This window comes from Mesorhizobium sp. UC74_2 (genome assembly GCF_042701485.1).
Classification (GTDB): domain Bacteria; phylum Pseudomonadota; class Alphaproteobacteria; order Rhizobiales; family Rhizobiaceae; genus Mesorhizobium.
In genome coordinates this window covers 5,793,673-5,809,061 of sequence record NZ_CP170562.1, presented here as the reverse complement: position 1 = coordinate 5,809,061, position 15,389 = coordinate 5,793,673, and the positions used below count along the sequence as shown (strand labels likewise).

Annotated in this window: 15 protein-coding genes; 9 read left to right on the top strand and 6 right to left on the bottom strand. The window is 62.3% G+C overall.

Features of this window, described 5'->3' with window-relative positions; all coding sequences use genetic code 11:
• Positions 1–60: 60 nt before the first annotated feature.
• The gene (locus ACFJIU_RS28325; RefSeq protein ID WP_379065604.1) at positions 61–924 is read left to right on the top strand and encodes a LysR family transcriptional regulator; all 864 of its coding nucleotides are present in this window, start codon (positions 61–63) and stop codon (positions 922–924) included.
• A 31-nt stretch (positions 925–955) separates the two neighbouring features.
• On the opposite strand, the gene ACFJIU_RS28320 is transcribed toward ACFJIU_RS28325, so the two are convergent.
• Entirely contained in the window at positions 956–1,852 is an 897-nt protein-coding gene (locus ACFJIU_RS28320) for a LysR substrate-binding domain-containing protein (protein ID WP_379065602.1), read from the bottom strand.
• Positions 1,853–1,971: 119 nt separating this feature from the next.
• Between ACFJIU_RS28320 and ACFJIU_RS28315 the strand changes: the two genes are divergently transcribed.
• Positions 1,972–2,580 carry a 3'-5' exonuclease gene (locus tag ACFJIU_RS28315; protein WP_379065599.1) on the top strand — a complete coding sequence of 203 codons (609 nt, stop codon included), beginning with the start codon at positions 1,972–1,974 and terminating at the stop codon, positions 2,578–2,580.
• A gap of 19 nt (positions 2,581–2,599) precedes the next feature.
• Here the strand turns inward: ACFJIU_RS28315 and ACFJIU_RS28310 are convergent, their stop codons facing one another.
• Positions 2,600–3,640, bottom strand: a complete 1,041-nt coding sequence (locus tag ACFJIU_RS28310; RefSeq protein ID WP_379065597.1) for a LacI family DNA-binding transcriptional regulator — start codon at positions 3,638–3,640, stop codon at positions 2,600–2,602.
• A 324-nt stretch (positions 3,641–3,964) separates the two neighbouring features.
• On the opposite strand from ACFJIU_RS28310, the gene ACFJIU_RS28305 reads away from it, so the two are divergent.
• Genes ACFJIU_RS28305 through ACFJIU_RS28280 form a run of 6 tightly spaced genes read left to right on the top strand, consistent with a single transcriptional unit; the run spans position 3,965 to position 9,828 of the window.
• Positions 3,965–4,744, top strand: a complete 780-nt coding sequence (locus tag ACFJIU_RS28305) for a glutamine amidotransferase (RefSeq protein WP_379065595.1) — start codon at positions 3,965–3,967, stop codon at positions 4,742–4,744.
• A 36-nt stretch (positions 4,745–4,780) separates the two neighbouring features.
• Positions 4,781–5,551 carry an ATP-binding cassette domain-containing protein gene (locus tag ACFJIU_RS28300; protein ID WP_379065593.1) on the top strand — a complete coding sequence of 257 codons (771 nt, stop codon included), beginning with the start codon at positions 4,781–4,783 and terminating at the stop codon, positions 5,549–5,551.
• A gap of 29 nt (positions 5,552–5,580) precedes the next feature.
• A complete protein-coding gene (locus ACFJIU_RS28295; RefSeq protein ID WP_379065591.1) occupies positions 5,581–6,564 on the top strand; it encodes an autoinducer 2 ABC transporter substrate-binding protein in 984 nt (327 codons plus the stop codon).
• A 13-nt stretch (positions 6,565–6,577) separates the two neighbouring features.
• Positions 6,578–7,555: an ABC transporter permease gene (locus ACFJIU_RS28290; protein WP_379065589.1), complete on the top strand. Its 978-nt coding sequence runs from the start codon at positions 6,578–6,580 to the stop codon at positions 7,553–7,555.
• Complete coding sequence (locus ACFJIU_RS28285; RefSeq protein ID WP_379065587.1) at positions 7,552–8,508, top strand: ABC transporter permease; 957 nt, start codon at positions 7,552–7,554, stop codon at positions 8,506–8,508. Before ACFJIU_RS28290 ends, ACFJIU_RS28285 begins: the two co-directional genes overlap by 4 nt.
• A gap of 3 nt (positions 8,509–8,511) precedes the next feature.
• On the top strand, positions 8,512–9,828 hold the full coding sequence (locus tag ACFJIU_RS28280; RefSeq protein ID WP_379065585.1) for a M20 family metallopeptidase: 1,317 nt from the start codon (positions 8,512–8,514) through the stop codon (positions 9,826–9,828).
• A 65-nt stretch (positions 9,829–9,893) separates the two neighbouring features.
• On the opposite strand, the gene ACFJIU_RS28275 is transcribed toward ACFJIU_RS28280, so the two are convergent.
• From ACFJIU_RS28275 to ACFJIU_RS28260, 4 genes are all read right to left on the bottom strand, one after another.
• Complete coding sequence (locus ACFJIU_RS28275) at positions 9,894–10,895, bottom strand: acyltransferase family protein (RefSeq protein ID WP_379065583.1); 1,002 nt, start codon at positions 10,893–10,895, stop codon at positions 9,894–9,896.
• The gene (locus tag ACFJIU_RS28270) at positions 10,892–12,151 is read right to left on the bottom strand and encodes an O-antigen ligase family protein (protein ID WP_379065581.1); all 1,260 of its coding nucleotides are present in this window, start codon (positions 12,149–12,151) and stop codon (positions 10,892–10,894) included. Before ACFJIU_RS28270 ends, ACFJIU_RS28275 begins: the two co-directional genes overlap by 4 nt.
• A gap of 153 nt (positions 12,152–12,304) precedes the next feature.
• Positions 12,305–13,507 carry a polysaccharide biosynthesis/export family protein gene (locus tag ACFJIU_RS28265; protein WP_379073255.1) on the bottom strand — a complete coding sequence of 401 codons (1,203 nt, stop codon included), beginning with the start codon at positions 13,505–13,507 and terminating at the stop codon, positions 12,305–12,307.
• Between the two features lie 134 nt (positions 13,508–13,641).
• A complete protein-coding gene (locus tag ACFJIU_RS28260; protein WP_379065579.1) occupies positions 13,642–14,322 on the bottom strand; it encodes a sugar transferase in 681 nt (226 codons plus the stop codon).
• Positions 14,323–14,940: 618 nt separating this feature from the next.
• Here ACFJIU_RS28260 and ACFJIU_RS28255 point away from each other — a divergent pair.
• Positions 14,941–15,237: an exopolysaccharide production repressor protein gene (locus ACFJIU_RS28255; RefSeq protein ID WP_379065577.1), complete on the top strand. Its 297-nt coding sequence runs from the start codon at positions 14,941–14,943 to the stop codon at positions 15,235–15,237.
• Positions 15,238–15,389: the final 152 nt, after the last annotated feature.

The window sequence follows — 15,389 nt, the reverse complement described above, 5'->3', positions numbered from 1 at the left end:
GACACCGCACCTCACATAAGCACAAACAACATTACCTTACAGCAAGACCCAAAATTCATTATGCCTCAGAAAACGCAGAGCCTGCCGCCACTTGAATGGATCCGCGTCTTCGAGGCGTCGGCACGGCTTGGCAGCTTTACCGCGGCCGCCAATGAACTCGGCCTGACCCAGGCCGCGGTCAGCCAGCGGATCAAGAACCTGGAACTCCATCTCGGCGCGCAGCTGTTCAGCCGGCAGGCACGGGGCGTCATCCTGTCGACCCAGGGTGAGGCCTGGCTCCCCCACGTTCAGGCCGCGTTGGCGGAACTGCTGCACAGTGCGGCAAACCTCTTCGAGCAGCCGCGGCGCAAGATCAGCATCGCGGCCTCGAGTTCGGTCATCGAACTCTGGATCGTTCCCCGTCTCGGCGACATCGCGAGCCGGCTGCCGCATGTGCAGCTTTCGTTCGAGACGATCCAGAACCTGCCGGATTATGAACGCCTGGAGGTCGATTTCGAGATCCGCTTCGGCGCCGGCAATTGGCCGGGCCGCGAAGCGATCCAGCTTTTCACCGAGGAGCTGACGCCACTGGCATCGCCCTCCCTGCTTGGAACCGGCGCGAATTGGCAGGACCAGCCGCGTATCGCGACGTCCGGACCACGGCTCGGTTGGCGCGATTGGTCGAACGCGGCGGCCGAACCGCCCGGGCCGACGCCCTTGTTGCGCTTCGACACCTTCGCGCAATCCCTGAGGGCAGCGGAAGCCGGCGCCGGCGTTTTGCTCGGCTCGCTCGCATTGTGTACGGGCGCGATTGCCGCCGGCAGGCTGAAACGCCTGACGGATCGCACGCTGCACATGGAAGCCGGCTATTGGATAAGCTGGGCGCGCAGCCACCCGGCCTTTGCGGAGCAACGGGACCTGGTCGATTGTCTTGCCCGCCCCTGACAGCGGCACGCCTTGCGTCCGAAGCTGCGGCTCAATCGTCTAGCGACAGCAGCCAGTCGCGCAGCAGGCCGGCCTGACGGCTGAGCGGGCGACGCGCGCTCCAGGTGACGAAGTAGGAATGCGGCGCCGCGATTTCGGCAACGCTGAGCTGCACCAGGTCGCCACTTTCGATCAGCGGCCTGACCAGGCTTGCCCAGCCCAGCACTGCGCCCTGTCCGCTGCGCGCCGCCTGCAGCGCGATGACATGACTGTTGAAGCGCCTGACATTGAGACGCCGGTTGGGGCAGCCGAGCTCGCGGAAGAAATCCGCCCAGGTGGTCCAGCTCCAGTCCATGCCTTCGACGGAAAGCAGTTGCAGCTGGGCCAGGTCGTCCAGCGTTTCGACGGCATGCTCGCGCGCAAACGCCGGACTGGCGACGGCGAAGATACGGTCGCCATACAGCCTGGCCGACAATTCGTCCGGCCACTCACCGTTGCCGTAACGCAGCCTGAGATCGATATCGGGACGATCGAGGCCGCGCGGATGATCGGAGATGACGTGATCGACGGCGATGTCCTGGTGACTGCCCCAGAAGGCGCTCATGCGCGGCATCAGCCACAGATGCGCCATCGCCATCGTGCAGCCGATGGTGACGCTGGACTGCCCGCCCGACGTCTTGACCTGCCGAAAGGTCGACGAGATCCGCTCGAACCCTTCCTTGAGGGCCGCCGCCATCGTCTCGCCTTCGCGCGTCAGCTCAAGTGCCCGATGCCGGCGCAGGAACAGCGGGTTGCCAAGCTCCTCCTCCAGCATGCGGATCTGCTTCGAAACGGCTCCGACCGTGACGTTGAGCTCCTCGGCCGCCTTCGTGAGACTGAGATGACGCGCCGCCGCCTCGAAGGCAGCGAGCGCGATCAACGAAGGAAGGTTGTAGTAGCGGCGAACCATGACGGGATATTTGGCCCGGATGGAGCGTGTCCTGCAAGACTTGCCCTCCCGATCTCGACATTGACACCGACGATGGGGCACTAAATTCGGCAGAGGCGTGCTAGCCCAGGGAAATCGGCATGAAAACCGCGATCGTCTTTGACTGCGAATTTCTGTGCGCGGAGGGCTCGCAACGCCGGTTCTGGTGTGGCGCCCATGACCCCGACCCGGTCATCGCCCAGATCGGAGCGGTGAAACTCGGCCTGGAAGGCCCGTATCCGATCCTGGACACGCACAGATCCTACGTTCGCCCGATGGACCGCTTTGGCCGGCAATATGACATCGACCAGTTCTTTACCCGGCTGACGGGAATAACGCCGGAAGAGATCGCCGCGCGAGGCGTTCCACTCCCTCAGGCCCTGCAGGACGTCGACGCGTTTTCGGAAGGAGAACAGCTCTGGTCCTGGGGCAAGGACGAACTGAACATGGTCGCCATCAGTTGCTACGTCGAGGGCATCACGCCGACGATCCCGGCTCCGCGCTTCGACAACGCGGTAAAGCTGTTGCTGGCGGCCGGCATGCCGGTCGAAGATCTTGCCAGGACCCCCAGCAATAGGCTGGCGGAATATTACGGCGTCGACCATCCGCCGCTGCAGGGTCACGACGCGCTCGATGATGCCCTGTCGGTCGCCTATACGCTGCAGCACCTGCTGCTGGCCGGAAAATTGAAACCCTCGGCTTTTGGCTGACTGCCTCCGACCGAAACGGTCAGGATGCGGCGCCGGTCACCGAATTGCGGATGCGGACCGATGTCTGGAAATGCGTGGTTGCCGGTGGCTCCGGCCTGACACCGGTCCGATGCAGCAGCAGTTCGGCCGCCGCGCGACCCATCTCCAGCCCCGGCTGCGCCACGGTGGTCAGGGCGGGCTGCAGCAATTCGGCGGCGGCTATGTCGTCGAAACCGGTGATGCTGAGCTCAGCCGGCACGGCGATATCGTGCTCGCGGCAATATCGCATCACGCCGATGGCCATCAGGTCGTTGGCGCACAGGATGGCAGTGGGCCAATGCCCGCGCGGACCCGCCAGGAAGCGCTCTGCGGCCAGATAGCCGGAGCGCTCGCTGTAGTCGCCGGCGACATAGGGCGCCGCGTCGGTATCGATGGCCGCCGCCGCCAGCGACTCGCGAAAGCCAGCCAGCCGCTGCTCGCTGGTCCAGAGCCGGGGCGGTCCGCCGACGATCGCAATGCGCCGGTGTCCTTGGTCGATGACATGCCTGGCGACAGCACGGGCGCCGGCCAGGTTGCTGCTCGACACGAACGGCACGTCGATGCCAGGCAACACCTCGTCGACGAAGACGACCGATCCGGCGCGCGCCAGTTCGAGCAGCGAAGAACTCGGAAGCCCTGTGCCGGTGAGATAGATGACACCGTCCAGCCGCTGCGTGCGCAGGATACGTGCGAAATACTCCTCGCGCTCGGTCTGTGACCAGGTGATGCACAGCATCAGGAGGATATCGTTGTCACCGATGCCGCGCTGCACGCCCTCCGCCACCGCGGCGAAGAAGGGGTTGTCCAGATCAGGCACGACAAAACCGATCGAAGAGATGCGCCGGCTCTTCAGGCTGCGGGCGGTGTTGTTCGGTTCGAAGCCGAGTTCGGCGATGAAGCGCTGCACATGGCGCCGGGTTTCCTCGGCGACCTGACCGCGCTCGTTGATGACGGCGCTGACCGTACCGATCGAAACACCCGCCTCCCGGGCCACATCGCGAATGGTTGGCCGGCCGTTGCCCGAAGATCTCGATCCACTCATGCCTGCTGCGGGCCTCAAACCATGTCGCGGCGCAGGAACGCGCCGGCTACGTCAACTACGCGTTTTTGAAGGAGATTTCCAAGGGCGAGTGAATATGCGGCTGCTTTGTTGACCATCCGCTTTCCGCTCTTCACATTACCCGGAGTATTGAACCGGTTCATTGAGTTTTGTCAATCTAAGAAAAATTTGAAACTCAACCATTGCAAAGCCGAGATTGTTGCGGCAGTCTACAAACCTGAAACGGTTCAGGCATTTCATCAAAGCATGCCTACCGCACCACTTCGCCGCCGAATGGGCGAATGGAGTTGATGGGAGATCGAAGCCTTGTCCAATACCAAGAAGAAAGTGCTGCTTGTCGGCGAGACCTGGTTGAGTTCAGCCACCCATTTCAAGGGCTTCGATCAGTTCGGCAGCGTCACCTTTCATTCCGGCGCCGAGCCCCTGATCAAGGCGCTTGAGGGCAGCGCCTTCGACCTCACCCACATGCCGGCGCACGAGGCCGTCGAGAAGCTGCCTTTCGACCTCGACGGGCTGAATGCCTATGACGCAATCCTGCTTTCCGACATCGGTGCCTCGTCCCTGCTGCTGCACCCTGATGTCTGGCTGCATGGCAAGACGGTACCCAACCGGCTCAAGCTGCTGAAGGATTGGACGGCGCAAGGCGGTGGCCTGGCGATGATCGGCGGCTATTTCTCCTTCCAGGGCATCGACGGCCGCGCACGCTGGCGCCGTACGCCGGTCGAAGATGTATTGCCGGTGGAATGCCTGCCCTACGATGACCGCCTCGAGATACCCGAAGGTTTCAGCGCTGTCGTCGACGCCAAAAGCAACCATCCGATCCTGAACGGCCTGGACGGCGAATGGCCACCGTTGCTCGGCGCCAACGAGGTGCGTCTGAAGCCGGAAGCCGGCATCGAGGTCCTGGCAAGCCTGCCCGAAGACCAGGGCGGCCATCCGCTGCTGGTCACCGGGACGTTTGGAAACGGCCGCACGCTAGCCTGGATGTCCGACGTCAGCCCGCACTGGCTTCCGGCATCCTTTTCGAACTGGCCGGGTTACACCACCTTATGGCGCAATGCGCTCGGCTGGCTGACCCGGCTCTGACAGGGCAATCGGGACGTGGCTGGGGAGGAGAAAGACATGTCCGAAGCATTCCTGGTTGCCAAAGGCATCGCCAAGCGGTTCGGCGGCCTGACGGCGCTTTCCAATGTCGATCTCGAAATCCGCGCCGGAGAGGTTCTCGCCCTGCTGGGTGACAATGGGGCCGGCAAATCCACCTTCATAAAGGTTCTGGCCGGAGCGCACCCTCCAAGCGAAGGCCAGATCCTCGTCGCGGGGCAGCCGGTGTCCTTCGCCTCCCCGAAGGACGCGGCTGCCTCCGGCATCGCCACGATTTTCCAAGAGCTGGCGCTCTCGGAAAACCTGTCGATCTCGGAGAACGTCTATCTCGGCCGCGAACTGAGGCATTCGGTGCTCGGCGTTCCTTTCCTGCGGCGCAAGGAAATGAAGCAGCGGGTCGCCGGGCTGCTGAAGGAACTCGACGCCCATATCTCCGACCCGGAAGCGCCCGTTGGCAGTCTTTCCGGTGGCCAGCGTCAGTCGGTTGCCATTTGCCGCGCTCTCAACCTGAACGCGAAGCTGGTCATCATGGATGAGCCCACGGCCGCGCTCGCCGTTGCCGAAACCCGCAAGGTGCTCGCTCTGATCCGCAAGCTCGCCGAGCGCGGCTGCGCGGTCGTGTTGATCAGCCATAACATTTCCGACGTCTTCGAGGTCGCCGACCGCATGGTCGTGTTCCGGCGCGGACGCAAGGTCGCGGAACGGCTGCGTGCCGAGACGGAACCGGAGGAAATCGTCGCTCTCATAACAGGCGCTCACCCCGACGTGCGGGCGCTCGAAAAAACACAATAACAGCACGTCCAACCCAGAGAGGAACAAACATGCTGAAACATCTCGCGCGGGCCCTGGCAGCTTCGGCGATACTTGCGATTGCCACCTCAGCGATGGCGCAGGACAAGCCCAAGGTGGCTTTCGTCCCGCAGCTCATCGGCATTCCCTATTTCAACGCGATGGAAGCCGGCGGCAAGAAGGCTGGCGCCGATCTTGGCGTCGACTTCGTCTATACCGGCCCGGTCGATGCGAACCCGATCGACCAGTTGCAGATCGTGCAGAACCTGATCGACCAGGGTGTCAACGCCATCTCGGTCAGCGTGCTCGATGCATCCAGCATCGCACCGGTCGTCCAGGCCGCCGAGACAAAGGGCATCAAGCTGTTCACCAGCGACAGCGATGCCCCCGACAGCGGCCGCGCCGTCTATGTGGCGCAGGCGACCGATGAAGGGCTCGGCTATGCCATCGTCGATGAGCTGGTCAAACGGGTCGGCGAAGACGCCAAGGTCGGCATCGTTTCCGGCGAGGCGACCGCCACCAACCTGAACGCCTGGATCGGCTTCATGAAGAAGCGGGCCGCGGAGAAATACCCCAAGCTCGTCCTGCTCGAACCGCAGTTCGCCGGCGGCACCGCCCAGCGCGCCGCACAGATTTCGAGCGACCTGATTGCCGCCAATCCCGACCTCAAGGCCCTGATCGCTGTGGCTTCCAGCACCTGCCCCGGCGTGGCGCAGGCGATCGAAACGGCCGGCAAGATCGGCAAGGTGGTGGGCACCGGCTATTGCAGCCCCAACACCGCACGCTCCTACATCAAGAGCGGTGCGTTCGGCTTCAGTGTCCTGTGGGACCCCTCACAGCTCGGCTATCTCACCGTATGGGCAGGCAAGCAGCTGATCGACGGAAAGAAGTTCGAGGCATCGAACACCGTACCGGGCTTTGCCGAACCCGTGACCTATGATGCCGAGAAGGGCATCCTGCTGCTCGGTCCGCCGGCGATCTTCACGGCCGAGAATGTCGACAAGTTCGACTTCTGACACGGGAGAACCCATGCGCCGCCTGAACCAGGCCATGTCCATGCTGACAGGCCGCGAGCTTATCCTGCTCGCGGCATGCGTGGTCCTGACCATCGCGTTTGCGTCCGCCTCACCCGTGTTCGCCACGCCGGAGAATGCCGCGACCATCATGCGCAACAGCGTCGAGCTGCTGCTGATCGGCCTTGGCATGACGCTGCTGCTTGCCATGGGCGGCATCGACGTTTCGATCGGTGTCGTCATGGGGCTGTCGGCCATCGCCGTCGGCCGTGCGCTCGGCGCCGGCCTCGATCCGGCTCTTGCCGCGGTGATCGGACCTCTGACCGGTGCTCTGCTCGGCCTTGTGACGGCAGCCGTGGTCGTGCTCGGCCGCATTCCTGCAATTGTCGGCACGCTCGGCCTGCTCGGCATCTACCGCACGGCGATCTTCGTGGTGCTGGGCGGGCAATGGCTTTCCGGCCTGCCAACAGGCCTCACCGAGATGCTCAGCGCCGGTCTGGGCGGCGTGCCGCTCTCTTTCTGGATGATCGCCCTGGCCTATCTTGCCGTATGGCTGGCCTTGCGGCGCACACCCTTCGGCCTGCATCTGCTGGCCATCGGCAACTCCGAGGAAAAGGCGCGGCTCGCCGGCATCTCCGTGACCAGGGTACGCTTTGCCGCCTTTGTCATCAGCGGCATGCTGGCCGGACTTGCGGCAACCTTCTACGTCGCGACCTATAGAAACGTCGAAATGAGCACCGGCAGCACGCTGGCTCTCGATGCGATCGCCGCGGTGGTGCTGGGCGGCACGAGCATTCTCGGCGGGCGCTGCTCCCTGATCGGAACCGTGCTCGGGGTGCTTTTGCTGCGCATCCTGCAGAACGGTCTTCTGCTGGTTGGGGTGCCGTCGCTCTGGCAGACGGTCGTCACCGGCGGCCTGCTGATTGCCGTGCTCAGCTTCGAGGTCCTGGCCGGCCGCATGGCTTTCTCGAAACTGGGATGGGCCAGCAGATGAACCGCTTGCGCAGTCTTCACGGGCCGGCGCTGGTGCTGGCGATCCTCGCCGTCCTGTGGGTGGTGGTTCTTGGCGGTCTTTTCGTGCTCAAGCCGACGGCGCTGAGTGCCGCCACGGTGACCACGGTCCTCCAGTTTTCGACGATCCTGGCGCTCGCCGCCCTTGGCCAGGCGCTGGTCATCCTTGCCGGTGGAGCCGGCATCGATCTTTCGGTCGGCGGCACCGTCTCCCTTTCGGCCATCCTCGCCATGCTTGCGCTCAAGGCAGGAATGCCGCCCTTGTTCCTGCCACTCGCCTGTATCGTCGCGGGGCTTCTGCTCGGCCTTTTCAACGGTCTGCTGGTCACCCGCCTTGCCATCCTGCCGCTGATTGCGACGCTCGGAACCTTCTTTGCCTATTCCGGCCTGGCGCTGGCGCTCACCGGTGGCGCACCGCAGCCGGGTGTGCCGCAATGGCTGCTGCCGTGGGGGCGCGGCACCGTAGGCGGCATTCCGTTGCCTTTCGTCTCGGCGGCGCTGCCGGCCTTCGTGCTTGCCGGCATTGTGCTCGTCTTCACCGCCTGGGGCCGCTGGATCTATGCCATGGGCTTCAACGAACGCTCCGCGCGCCTGGTCGGCATTCCGGTCGATCGCACGCGCCTCCTCCTCTATGGGCTGAGCGGCATGCTAGCCGGCGTGGCAGGACTGGTGTCGCTGGCATGGTTCGGCAGTGGCCGGCCCAATATCGGCCAGAACCTCGAGCTGGAATCGCTGACCGCGGCCATGCTCGGCGGCATCGCCATCTTCGGCGGCCGCGGCGGCGTCGGCGGTGTGCTTGCAGCCGTGGTGCTGCTGGTCACGCTCAAGACCGGGCTGCTGCAGCTCAACGTCAACACGGTCTGGCAGGTCGGCATCGTCGGCGCGCTGCTGATCTTCGTGCTTCTCGCCGACCGCCTTTCACAACGCTGGAGATGATTGATGGCGTCCATTGAAGAGAGAATTGCCGAACAGGTCGAGGCACGTGGCGACCGCATTGTCGAGACGCTGAGTGCGCTGGTTTCCTTCCCGTCGATCGTCATGTCCGACCCGACCAAGGCCGGTCCAGGCGAACGCGACTGCCAGCTCTATCTGCAGGGACGACTGGAAAAACTCGGCTTCACCACCGACCTGTGGGATCCGGACGGCCCGGCGCTTTATGAGAAATACAAGGGAAGGCCCGGCGCCAACAAGGGCCGCACCTTCGAGGGCCGACCCAATCTCGGCGGAACACTGAAGGGTACCGGCGGCGGCAAGTCGATCATGCTGACCGGCCATATCGATGTCGTGCCGCCGGGCGCGCGCGAACACTGGCAGACCGATCCGTTCCAGCCCGTGCTGAAGGACGGTTTCCTGCATGGCCGCGGCACCGTCGACATGAAAGGCGGCGTCGCCTGCATGCTGATGGCCGTCGAGATCCTGAAGGAACTCGGCGTACCGCTATCCGGCGATATCGTCTTCACCACCGTGGTCGATGAGGAGATCGGCGGCATGGGCTCGCTTGCCATGGTCGATCGCGGCTTCCACGCCGACGCCGGCATCATGACCGAGCCGACCGCCAACCGCATCGCGCCACTGTGCCATGGCATCCTTTGGGGGCGCATCATCCTCGACGGCATCGGCGGGCACGCCGAACTCACACCCAATGCGTGGTATTCGAGCGGACCCGTCGATGCGGTTCAATTGTGCCGGCAGATGCTCGATGGCATCGATATCCTCAACCGCCGCTGGATGTGCGATCCCCGCAAGATACATCCGCTGATGGACATGCCGAACCAGATCATGGTGACGCAGATCAATGCCGGCGAGCACCCTTCCTCGACCGCCGGGCGCGCCGAAATCATCATCGACGCCCAGTATCTGCCGCATGAAAAAGACGAGTCCGGCCTGGGCGGTGCGGTCAAGCGCGAGATCGAAGAGCACGTCGCCAATGTCTGCCAGGCAGACCCGTACCTGCGCGCGCATCCGGCACAGGTGGAATGGATCCTCGACGCGGATTGCGCCGAAGTACCGGCCGACCATCCGTTCGTGCAGACCTTTCAGGGCGCGGTCGGTGCCGCCAGGCTGTCGCCGAAACTGTCGGGTTTCGGGGCGCACTCGGATATCGGCCTGCCGACAGGGCTCGGCAACACGCCGACCGTCAATTTCGGCCCGGGCGATCCGGCCCAGTCGCATCAGCCGAACGAACGCGTCTCGGTGCGTGACCTGATCGACTGCACCAAGGCCATCGCCCTGACCATTGAGCGCTGGTGTCGGTAGCAGGGGGCAAAAGACGACCCGCGAGGCAGCGGACGTGAAGAAGCCGCGCCTCATCATTCATGCTGTTACCCAGCGTAGCGAACGCGTGCGCGGTGACGCCGCGCCTTGAACCAGGCGGCAATCGGTTTCTCCAGCAATTCGTGGCAGAGCAGTCCCGCAACGGTGCCGGCGATGATCGACAGCACGAAGGCAGGCAGCGCCGACAGGCCTGCTATTCCGCTCGCCTTGATGACGACCGAGATCGCGATCGTGTGCCAGAGATAGACTGAGTAGGAGGCATCGCCGAGATAGGTCAGAACCCGCATGTGCCGAACACTGCCGGCCTTCTCGAGACACAGCACACCGACCAGAAGCATGCCCGACAGTGGTGCGAGCGCAGCCGGCCCGAACGGAAGATAACCGAAGCCTACCAATGCAAAGCCGGCTACCGACACGACGATCAGCGGAACTCCCAGCGTGGCCGGCGGCATTCGGTCCGCCAGCCACAATTTGCCGATCGCCGCGCCGATGAGGAATTCCGCCATCAGCGGGCTTGTATAGGTGCGCAGCACCGCGCCATCCGGCTGCACGACCAGACCGAAGCCGACCAGTACGCCGAACAGCAATACCAATGCCAGGAAACGCCTCGCTGCAGGCAGGAACAGCACTGCCGCGAACAGGACGTAGAAAAACATCTCGTAGTTCAGCGTCCAGCCCTGCACCAGCACAGGCCACGTCCCGCCATCGCTTGGCGACACATGCGGAATGAAGGTGAACGAGCCGAAGACATGGAAGGCGGTGAGCTTCATCTTCGGGAAGAGGCCAGCCATTCCTCCCGCCACCATCACGGCGGTCGCGATCCAGTAAAGCGGCACGATGCGTTCGATCCGCTCTCTCAGGAAAGCTGTTGGTGAGGGCTGCCGTGTCTCGGCCAGCACCCACATGATGAAGCCCGAGACGACGAAGAACACATCGACGCCCGCGGCGCCAATGGTGAAATGACCGCCATTGCGCTCGGCGGCGTGGAAGACGACCACGCCCAGCGCAGCGACAGCTCGCAGGTACTGGATGCCGTAGAGCTTGTTCATGCCGTGCCCGGCCGCAACAAGCGCGCTGCCGTGGCGATTTGGGGCGCTCGCTGCGGCAACACCAGTTGCCCGGCCGCGTAATAGACCAGGAAGGAGCCGACGACATAAGGATTGATGACGTCCACCTCGACGAAGGAGCGGATCAGGAACATCACCGCGATGCCGAGCAGTGTGAACGAGGCCGGATCCCGGCGCGCATCGATCAGGCGAAGCAGCAGGCCGAAGGGAACACGGACGATCAGCACAGCGATGGCGAGGATACCGGCAAGGCCGAGCTCCACCAGCACTTCGATGTAGGTGTTGTGGAAATGGAAGCCGCTTCGCGAGCCGATATAGAACTCCTGCCAAAGTCGTTCGGCTTCGGAAAATCCCTGCACCCAATAGCCTTGATAGCCGACGCCGAACCAGAAGGACTGCATGGCGGCCTCCCAGCCCTGCTGCCAGAGATAGGTGCGGCCCGTCAGGGTCGAATCCTTGCCAAAGGCGCCAAGCACGGCGTCGGCCGCTCCCATGTTGAGCCCGACAAAGATGAGCAGCAAACCTATCGCCATGCCGGCAACCAGCCCGCCCCTGCGGGCGGACGGTGAAAACAGCATCGCCAGCTTCAGGGAGATCAGCATGGCAAGCGTCGCCCCTATAGCGAGCACCGAGGTCGCCGACTGGGCCGCAAGCAAGGTGTAGGCACACAACAAGCCGCAGAAGATCGCCAGCAGGCGCCAGAGGCCATGCTCGTGCTGAACAGCGACCGCCGTGAACGCGAAGTAGATGCCGAGTGACGAGAACAGGCCAAGCTGGTTTTTCGACGAGAAAGCGCCGACAAAACTGTAGGTGCCGTCGATCGGATCCAGATTGTATTGTCCGAAGGCAATGGAAAACAGCACCACCATCAGGATACCGCCCAGCGCACCGATGTTGAGCGTGCGGACCGAAATCGTGCGCGCCGCAATCAACGCGCAGATGACATGCGACAGCAGTTGTATGCCAGCACGCGCCGTCACGCCGGGCGCTGCCGACCAGAACATGGAAAGGCAGGCGAGAACCGCGAATGCGATGATCCAGAAGAAGCGACGGTAGTCGCCCAGCGCCCGCTTGTAGTCGACCAGAACGAGCGGCAGCCAGCAGGCATAATAAGCCAGAATGGAAATCTGACCGAAACGGGTCGAGTAGGCGAACACGAAGATCGATACCGCGACCGCGACGGCGCCGTACCAGAAATTGCGGTCGGGATTCACAAGCAATGCTTTGGCGATCTTCACGACATCGTTCCGCTACACTCGCGTCTGAAGCTCGGCGCAACGCGTTTTTGAAAACCGATCCCGATTTTCACGCTGATGCGCTGGGCGCCGCGCGTCCTTTCAGGCACACGACGCCGGTCCAGCGGCTTCATCATACTCGGCTCTTGCGACGGCTCAGTTGGACGTTACGTTAGGACCGGCGATCTCGATCTTGACCACGTCACCGGGCAGGATCTGAGTGTTCTCGTCGGCTGCGACTTCGCTCGACTTGCCATCCTCGCCCGTCCGCACGATCGCGTAGCGGATGACCGGCTCCGTGCCATTGTTCGCCGTGCGCGCGGCATCCGGCGCCCGTGTCATCGCCTCGGTCATGAGACCTGAATACATGCCGACCTTGAAGCCCATCTCCTCAAGGTCGGCCTCGGTCTGTTGCCGGCTCTGGGCGACCTCGGTATCGCGATCGTTCTGCAGCTTGGTCGCGTCCTGCGTTGCCTTGGAGATGTCCTGCTTGGCGCGCAGGCTGGCGGTCTCCAGATCCAGCACCTTGCCCTCGAGTTCGGCACTTGTCCGTTCAAGGCTCATGATACGCTGGTTGACCACGAGGCCCTTTTCGGCAAGACCGCTGATGCTCTTCAGTTCGTCCTTCGACAACTCGACCTGACGGTTCTGCGTGACGATCTTTTTCGAGAGCGATTCGATCTCCGACTGCAGCAGCTTCTTCAGGTCATCCAGCGCCGTGAGTTGCAGGCGCAGGCGCTTTTCGCGCGCTTCCTTCAGCGCGGTCTCGTCCGCCATAAGCTTGCGGCCGACATCGGTCTTGTTGAGCTCCGGCGGAAAATCGATCTGATCCTTGTTTTCGGCCTCGGCGATCAAGCGCGCGCGGCGTGCAAGCAGGCCATTCCGCTGCGCGATCAGGACATCGTAATTGCCTTGCGCCTGGATGAAGTCGCGCACACCGCCCTGCCCGCTGTCGGCGCGGCGCAGGCCGCCGGCGAGGCTCATCGCCTTCAGCACGGTCAACCCCGGCGCATAGGGGTATTTGCCGGGTGTCTGAACATCGCCGGCGAGGAAGACGGGACGAAATTCGGCGATTTCGACTGATGCCTCGGGCCGGTCGGGCAGACCGAGCTTCTGCTGCAGGCCGGCGGCAATGGCTGCCGCCACTTCGGTCGTGGTTTTGCCCTTGACGTCGAGTTCGCCGACGAAAGGCAGCGAAACCTCTCCGGCGGGGTTGACGCTGTAATCACCGCTGATGGTTGCCCAGTCGCGCACAGCGCCCTCGGCACTCTGCCATTCGGCAACCCGGATGCGCAGCTTGTCCATCGCATCGAGACGATAACCATCGGCGGCCATGGAGGCGGATGTCGCCATCAACATGAAACCGACACACAGGCCGTGGATAAACAGCCGTACAGACAAAGCTGCTCGAATATATCTCAAAGAATGCCGTCCTTCTTCTTGGACCTCCCGGAGGGAAGGTCCGATGAAAACCCGCCCGGCTGTCGCAAAAATCAATAACTACCGCGCGACGAGAACACCGCTGGGACCGTGCGGACGAGAATCTTCAAATCGAAGACAAACGACCAGTTCTCGACGTAGTGCTGATCGAAGGCGACGCGGGCGCCATAAGACACGTCGTTGCGGCCGCTGACCTGCCACAGGCCGGTCAGGCCTGGACGCGACTTCAAGTAGAATTCAGCCGCATTGCCATAGAGTTCGAGTTCGTCCTTCACCACGGGACGTGGACCGACAAAACTCATTTCGCCGCGCAGGATGTTGATGATCTGCGGCAGCTCATCAAGCGAGAGTTTGCGCAGTACGGCTCCGACACGTGTCACACGGGGGTCGTTCTGCAGCTTGCGGGTGGCATTCCATTCTTCGCGATCTTGCGGGTTGCTGGCCAGATGTGCGGTCAACACCTCATCGCCGTTCTTCACCATCGTCCGGAATTTCCAACATCGGAACACCGTCCCGTTGCGTCCGATTCGTCGGTGGCCGTACAGGATGCTGCCGCCTCCATCCGTGGTTTTGACGAGCGCCGCCAGCATCAGCAGCAAGGGGCTGAGCAGGGCAATGCCTGCCAATGCGCCCAGAATGTCGAATCCGCGCTTGATCGCACCGCCTATCGCGGGAGGAGCCCCTTCGTCGGGCTGGCATGACAATCCGTTGGCCAATCTGGCGGCGTCTCTCATTTTGTTGCTCCGCAAAAAATGGTCAGGTCAACGATGCTGCACCGCAGCATGCGAACAATAGAGGGCTGGATATGTCACCTCTATGATGAAAATCGGTCGCAACGAGGAGACGGCAGTCATATTTTGTAACGATTCGAAACATTGCGGGTTCTCCTATGTTCGAACGCCGCATGAAATCTCACTTTTGTGTTTGATTTCCTTTATGTTTTCAATATTAAACTACAAAAATCACGCCAAGTTTCGGTATTTATCAAATTGTATTTTATTTCACCATGAAGATGTCGCGAAGCTAACCAATAGTGCTAAAATAACAAGGAGAGCATCACTTCAGCTTTTGCAAGCGCAACCGGCTACGCGGACGTGTTGCAATAATATCTCCAGAGAACCCAAGGTAAACCATGACCATGGATGTGATCCCGCAGCGTGTTGCCTAGTGTTGCCGAAATTCCTATATTTGACGGCGTGCGGGCAAATGGGAAATCTGGGCTTCAAGCTTTGAAGAAAGCGAGTCTTGATTTCACCGGCTGAGGTGTAAGACCGGCGCCCGTCATGGCGGGAGACAGGTTTTGCCCAAGCGTTTCAACACGACGCGAAATCAGAATATCAGGAAGGGATAATATGTCCTTTCTGTTATTCCTTCGTGGTTTCATCGCAGTGTTGGTTGCATTCGCCGTAGCAAGCTATGCGATTACTCAATCGGCCTGGACAACTTTCATCCAGACGCTGATTTGTGCCGTTATCATTCAAGTCGGATATTTCATCGGCATTCTGGTCATGGTCTGGCGCTCGGGCGAGACCGGGAAACGCGGAGAACCGCTTGCGCACGGCGAGAATGTCGCCGCTTCCACCACCGATATCCAGCCAAAGGGCGAAACCGCGCAGTTGCCTGGCGTGGGACGTTCCCCGCTGCCCTGATCGTTCAGGTGCTCGCACAGGCCTGCCACCCCTCAGACACGAATTGTCATCAAATCGCCTTGCGTTTCTGCGAACAGGCAGTCATGGCGCAGGATCGTGGCTGCTAGCCACAAATCGGGCATGGGGATGCATCGGCTGCAAGCAAGCGGCCG

Bases quoted from the DNA above. Each gene is read 5' to 3' on its own strand.
- ACFJIU_RS28325 (WP_379065604.1), top strand. From the start codon at position 61: ATGCCTCAGAAAACGCAGAGCCTGCCGCCACTTGAATGGATCCGCGTC.
- ACFJIU_RS28320 (WP_379065602.1), bottom strand. From the start codon at position 1,852: ATGGTTCGCCGCTACTACAACCTTCCTTCGTTGATCGCGCTCGCTGCC.
- ACFJIU_RS28315 (WP_379065599.1), top strand. From the start codon at position 1,972: ATGAAAACCGCGATCGTCTTTGACTGCGAATTTCTGTGCGCGGAGGGC.
- ACFJIU_RS28310 (WP_379065597.1), bottom strand. From the start codon at position 3,640: ATGAGTGGATCGAGATCTTCGGGCAACGGCCGGCCAACCATTCGCGAT.
- ACFJIU_RS28300 (WP_379065593.1), top strand. From the start codon at position 4,781: ATGTCCGAAGCATTCCTGGTTGCCAAAGGCATCGCCAAGCGGTTCGGC.
- ACFJIU_RS28295 (WP_379065591.1), top strand. From the start codon at position 5,581: ATGCTGAAACATCTCGCGCGGGCCCTGGCAGCTTCGGCGATACTTGCG.
- ACFJIU_RS28290 (WP_379065589.1), top strand. From the start codon at position 6,578: ATGCGCCGCCTGAACCAGGCCATGTCCATGCTGACAGGCCGCGAGCTT.
- ACFJIU_RS28285 (WP_379065587.1), top strand. From the start codon at position 7,552: ATGAACCGCTTGCGCAGTCTTCACGGGCCGGCGCTGGTGCTGGCGATC.
- ACFJIU_RS28280 (WP_379065585.1), top strand. From the start codon at position 8,512: ATGGCGTCCATTGAAGAGAGAATTGCCGAACAGGTCGAGGCACGTGGC.
- ACFJIU_RS28275 (WP_379065583.1), bottom strand. From the start codon at position 10,895: ATGAACAAGCTCTACGGCATCCAGTACCTGCGAGCTGTCGCTGCGCTG.
- ACFJIU_RS28265 (WP_379073255.1), bottom strand. From the start codon at position 13,507: ATGTTGATGGCGACATCCGCCTCCATGGCCGCCGATGGTTATCGTCTC.
- ACFJIU_RS28260 (WP_379065579.1), bottom strand. From the start codon at position 14,322: ATGAGAGACGCCGCCAGATTGGCCAACGGATTGTCATGCCAGCCCGAC.
- ACFJIU_RS28255 (WP_379065577.1), top strand. From the start codon at position 14,941: ATGTCCTTTCTGTTATTCCTTCGTGGTTTCATCGCAGTGTTGGTTGCA.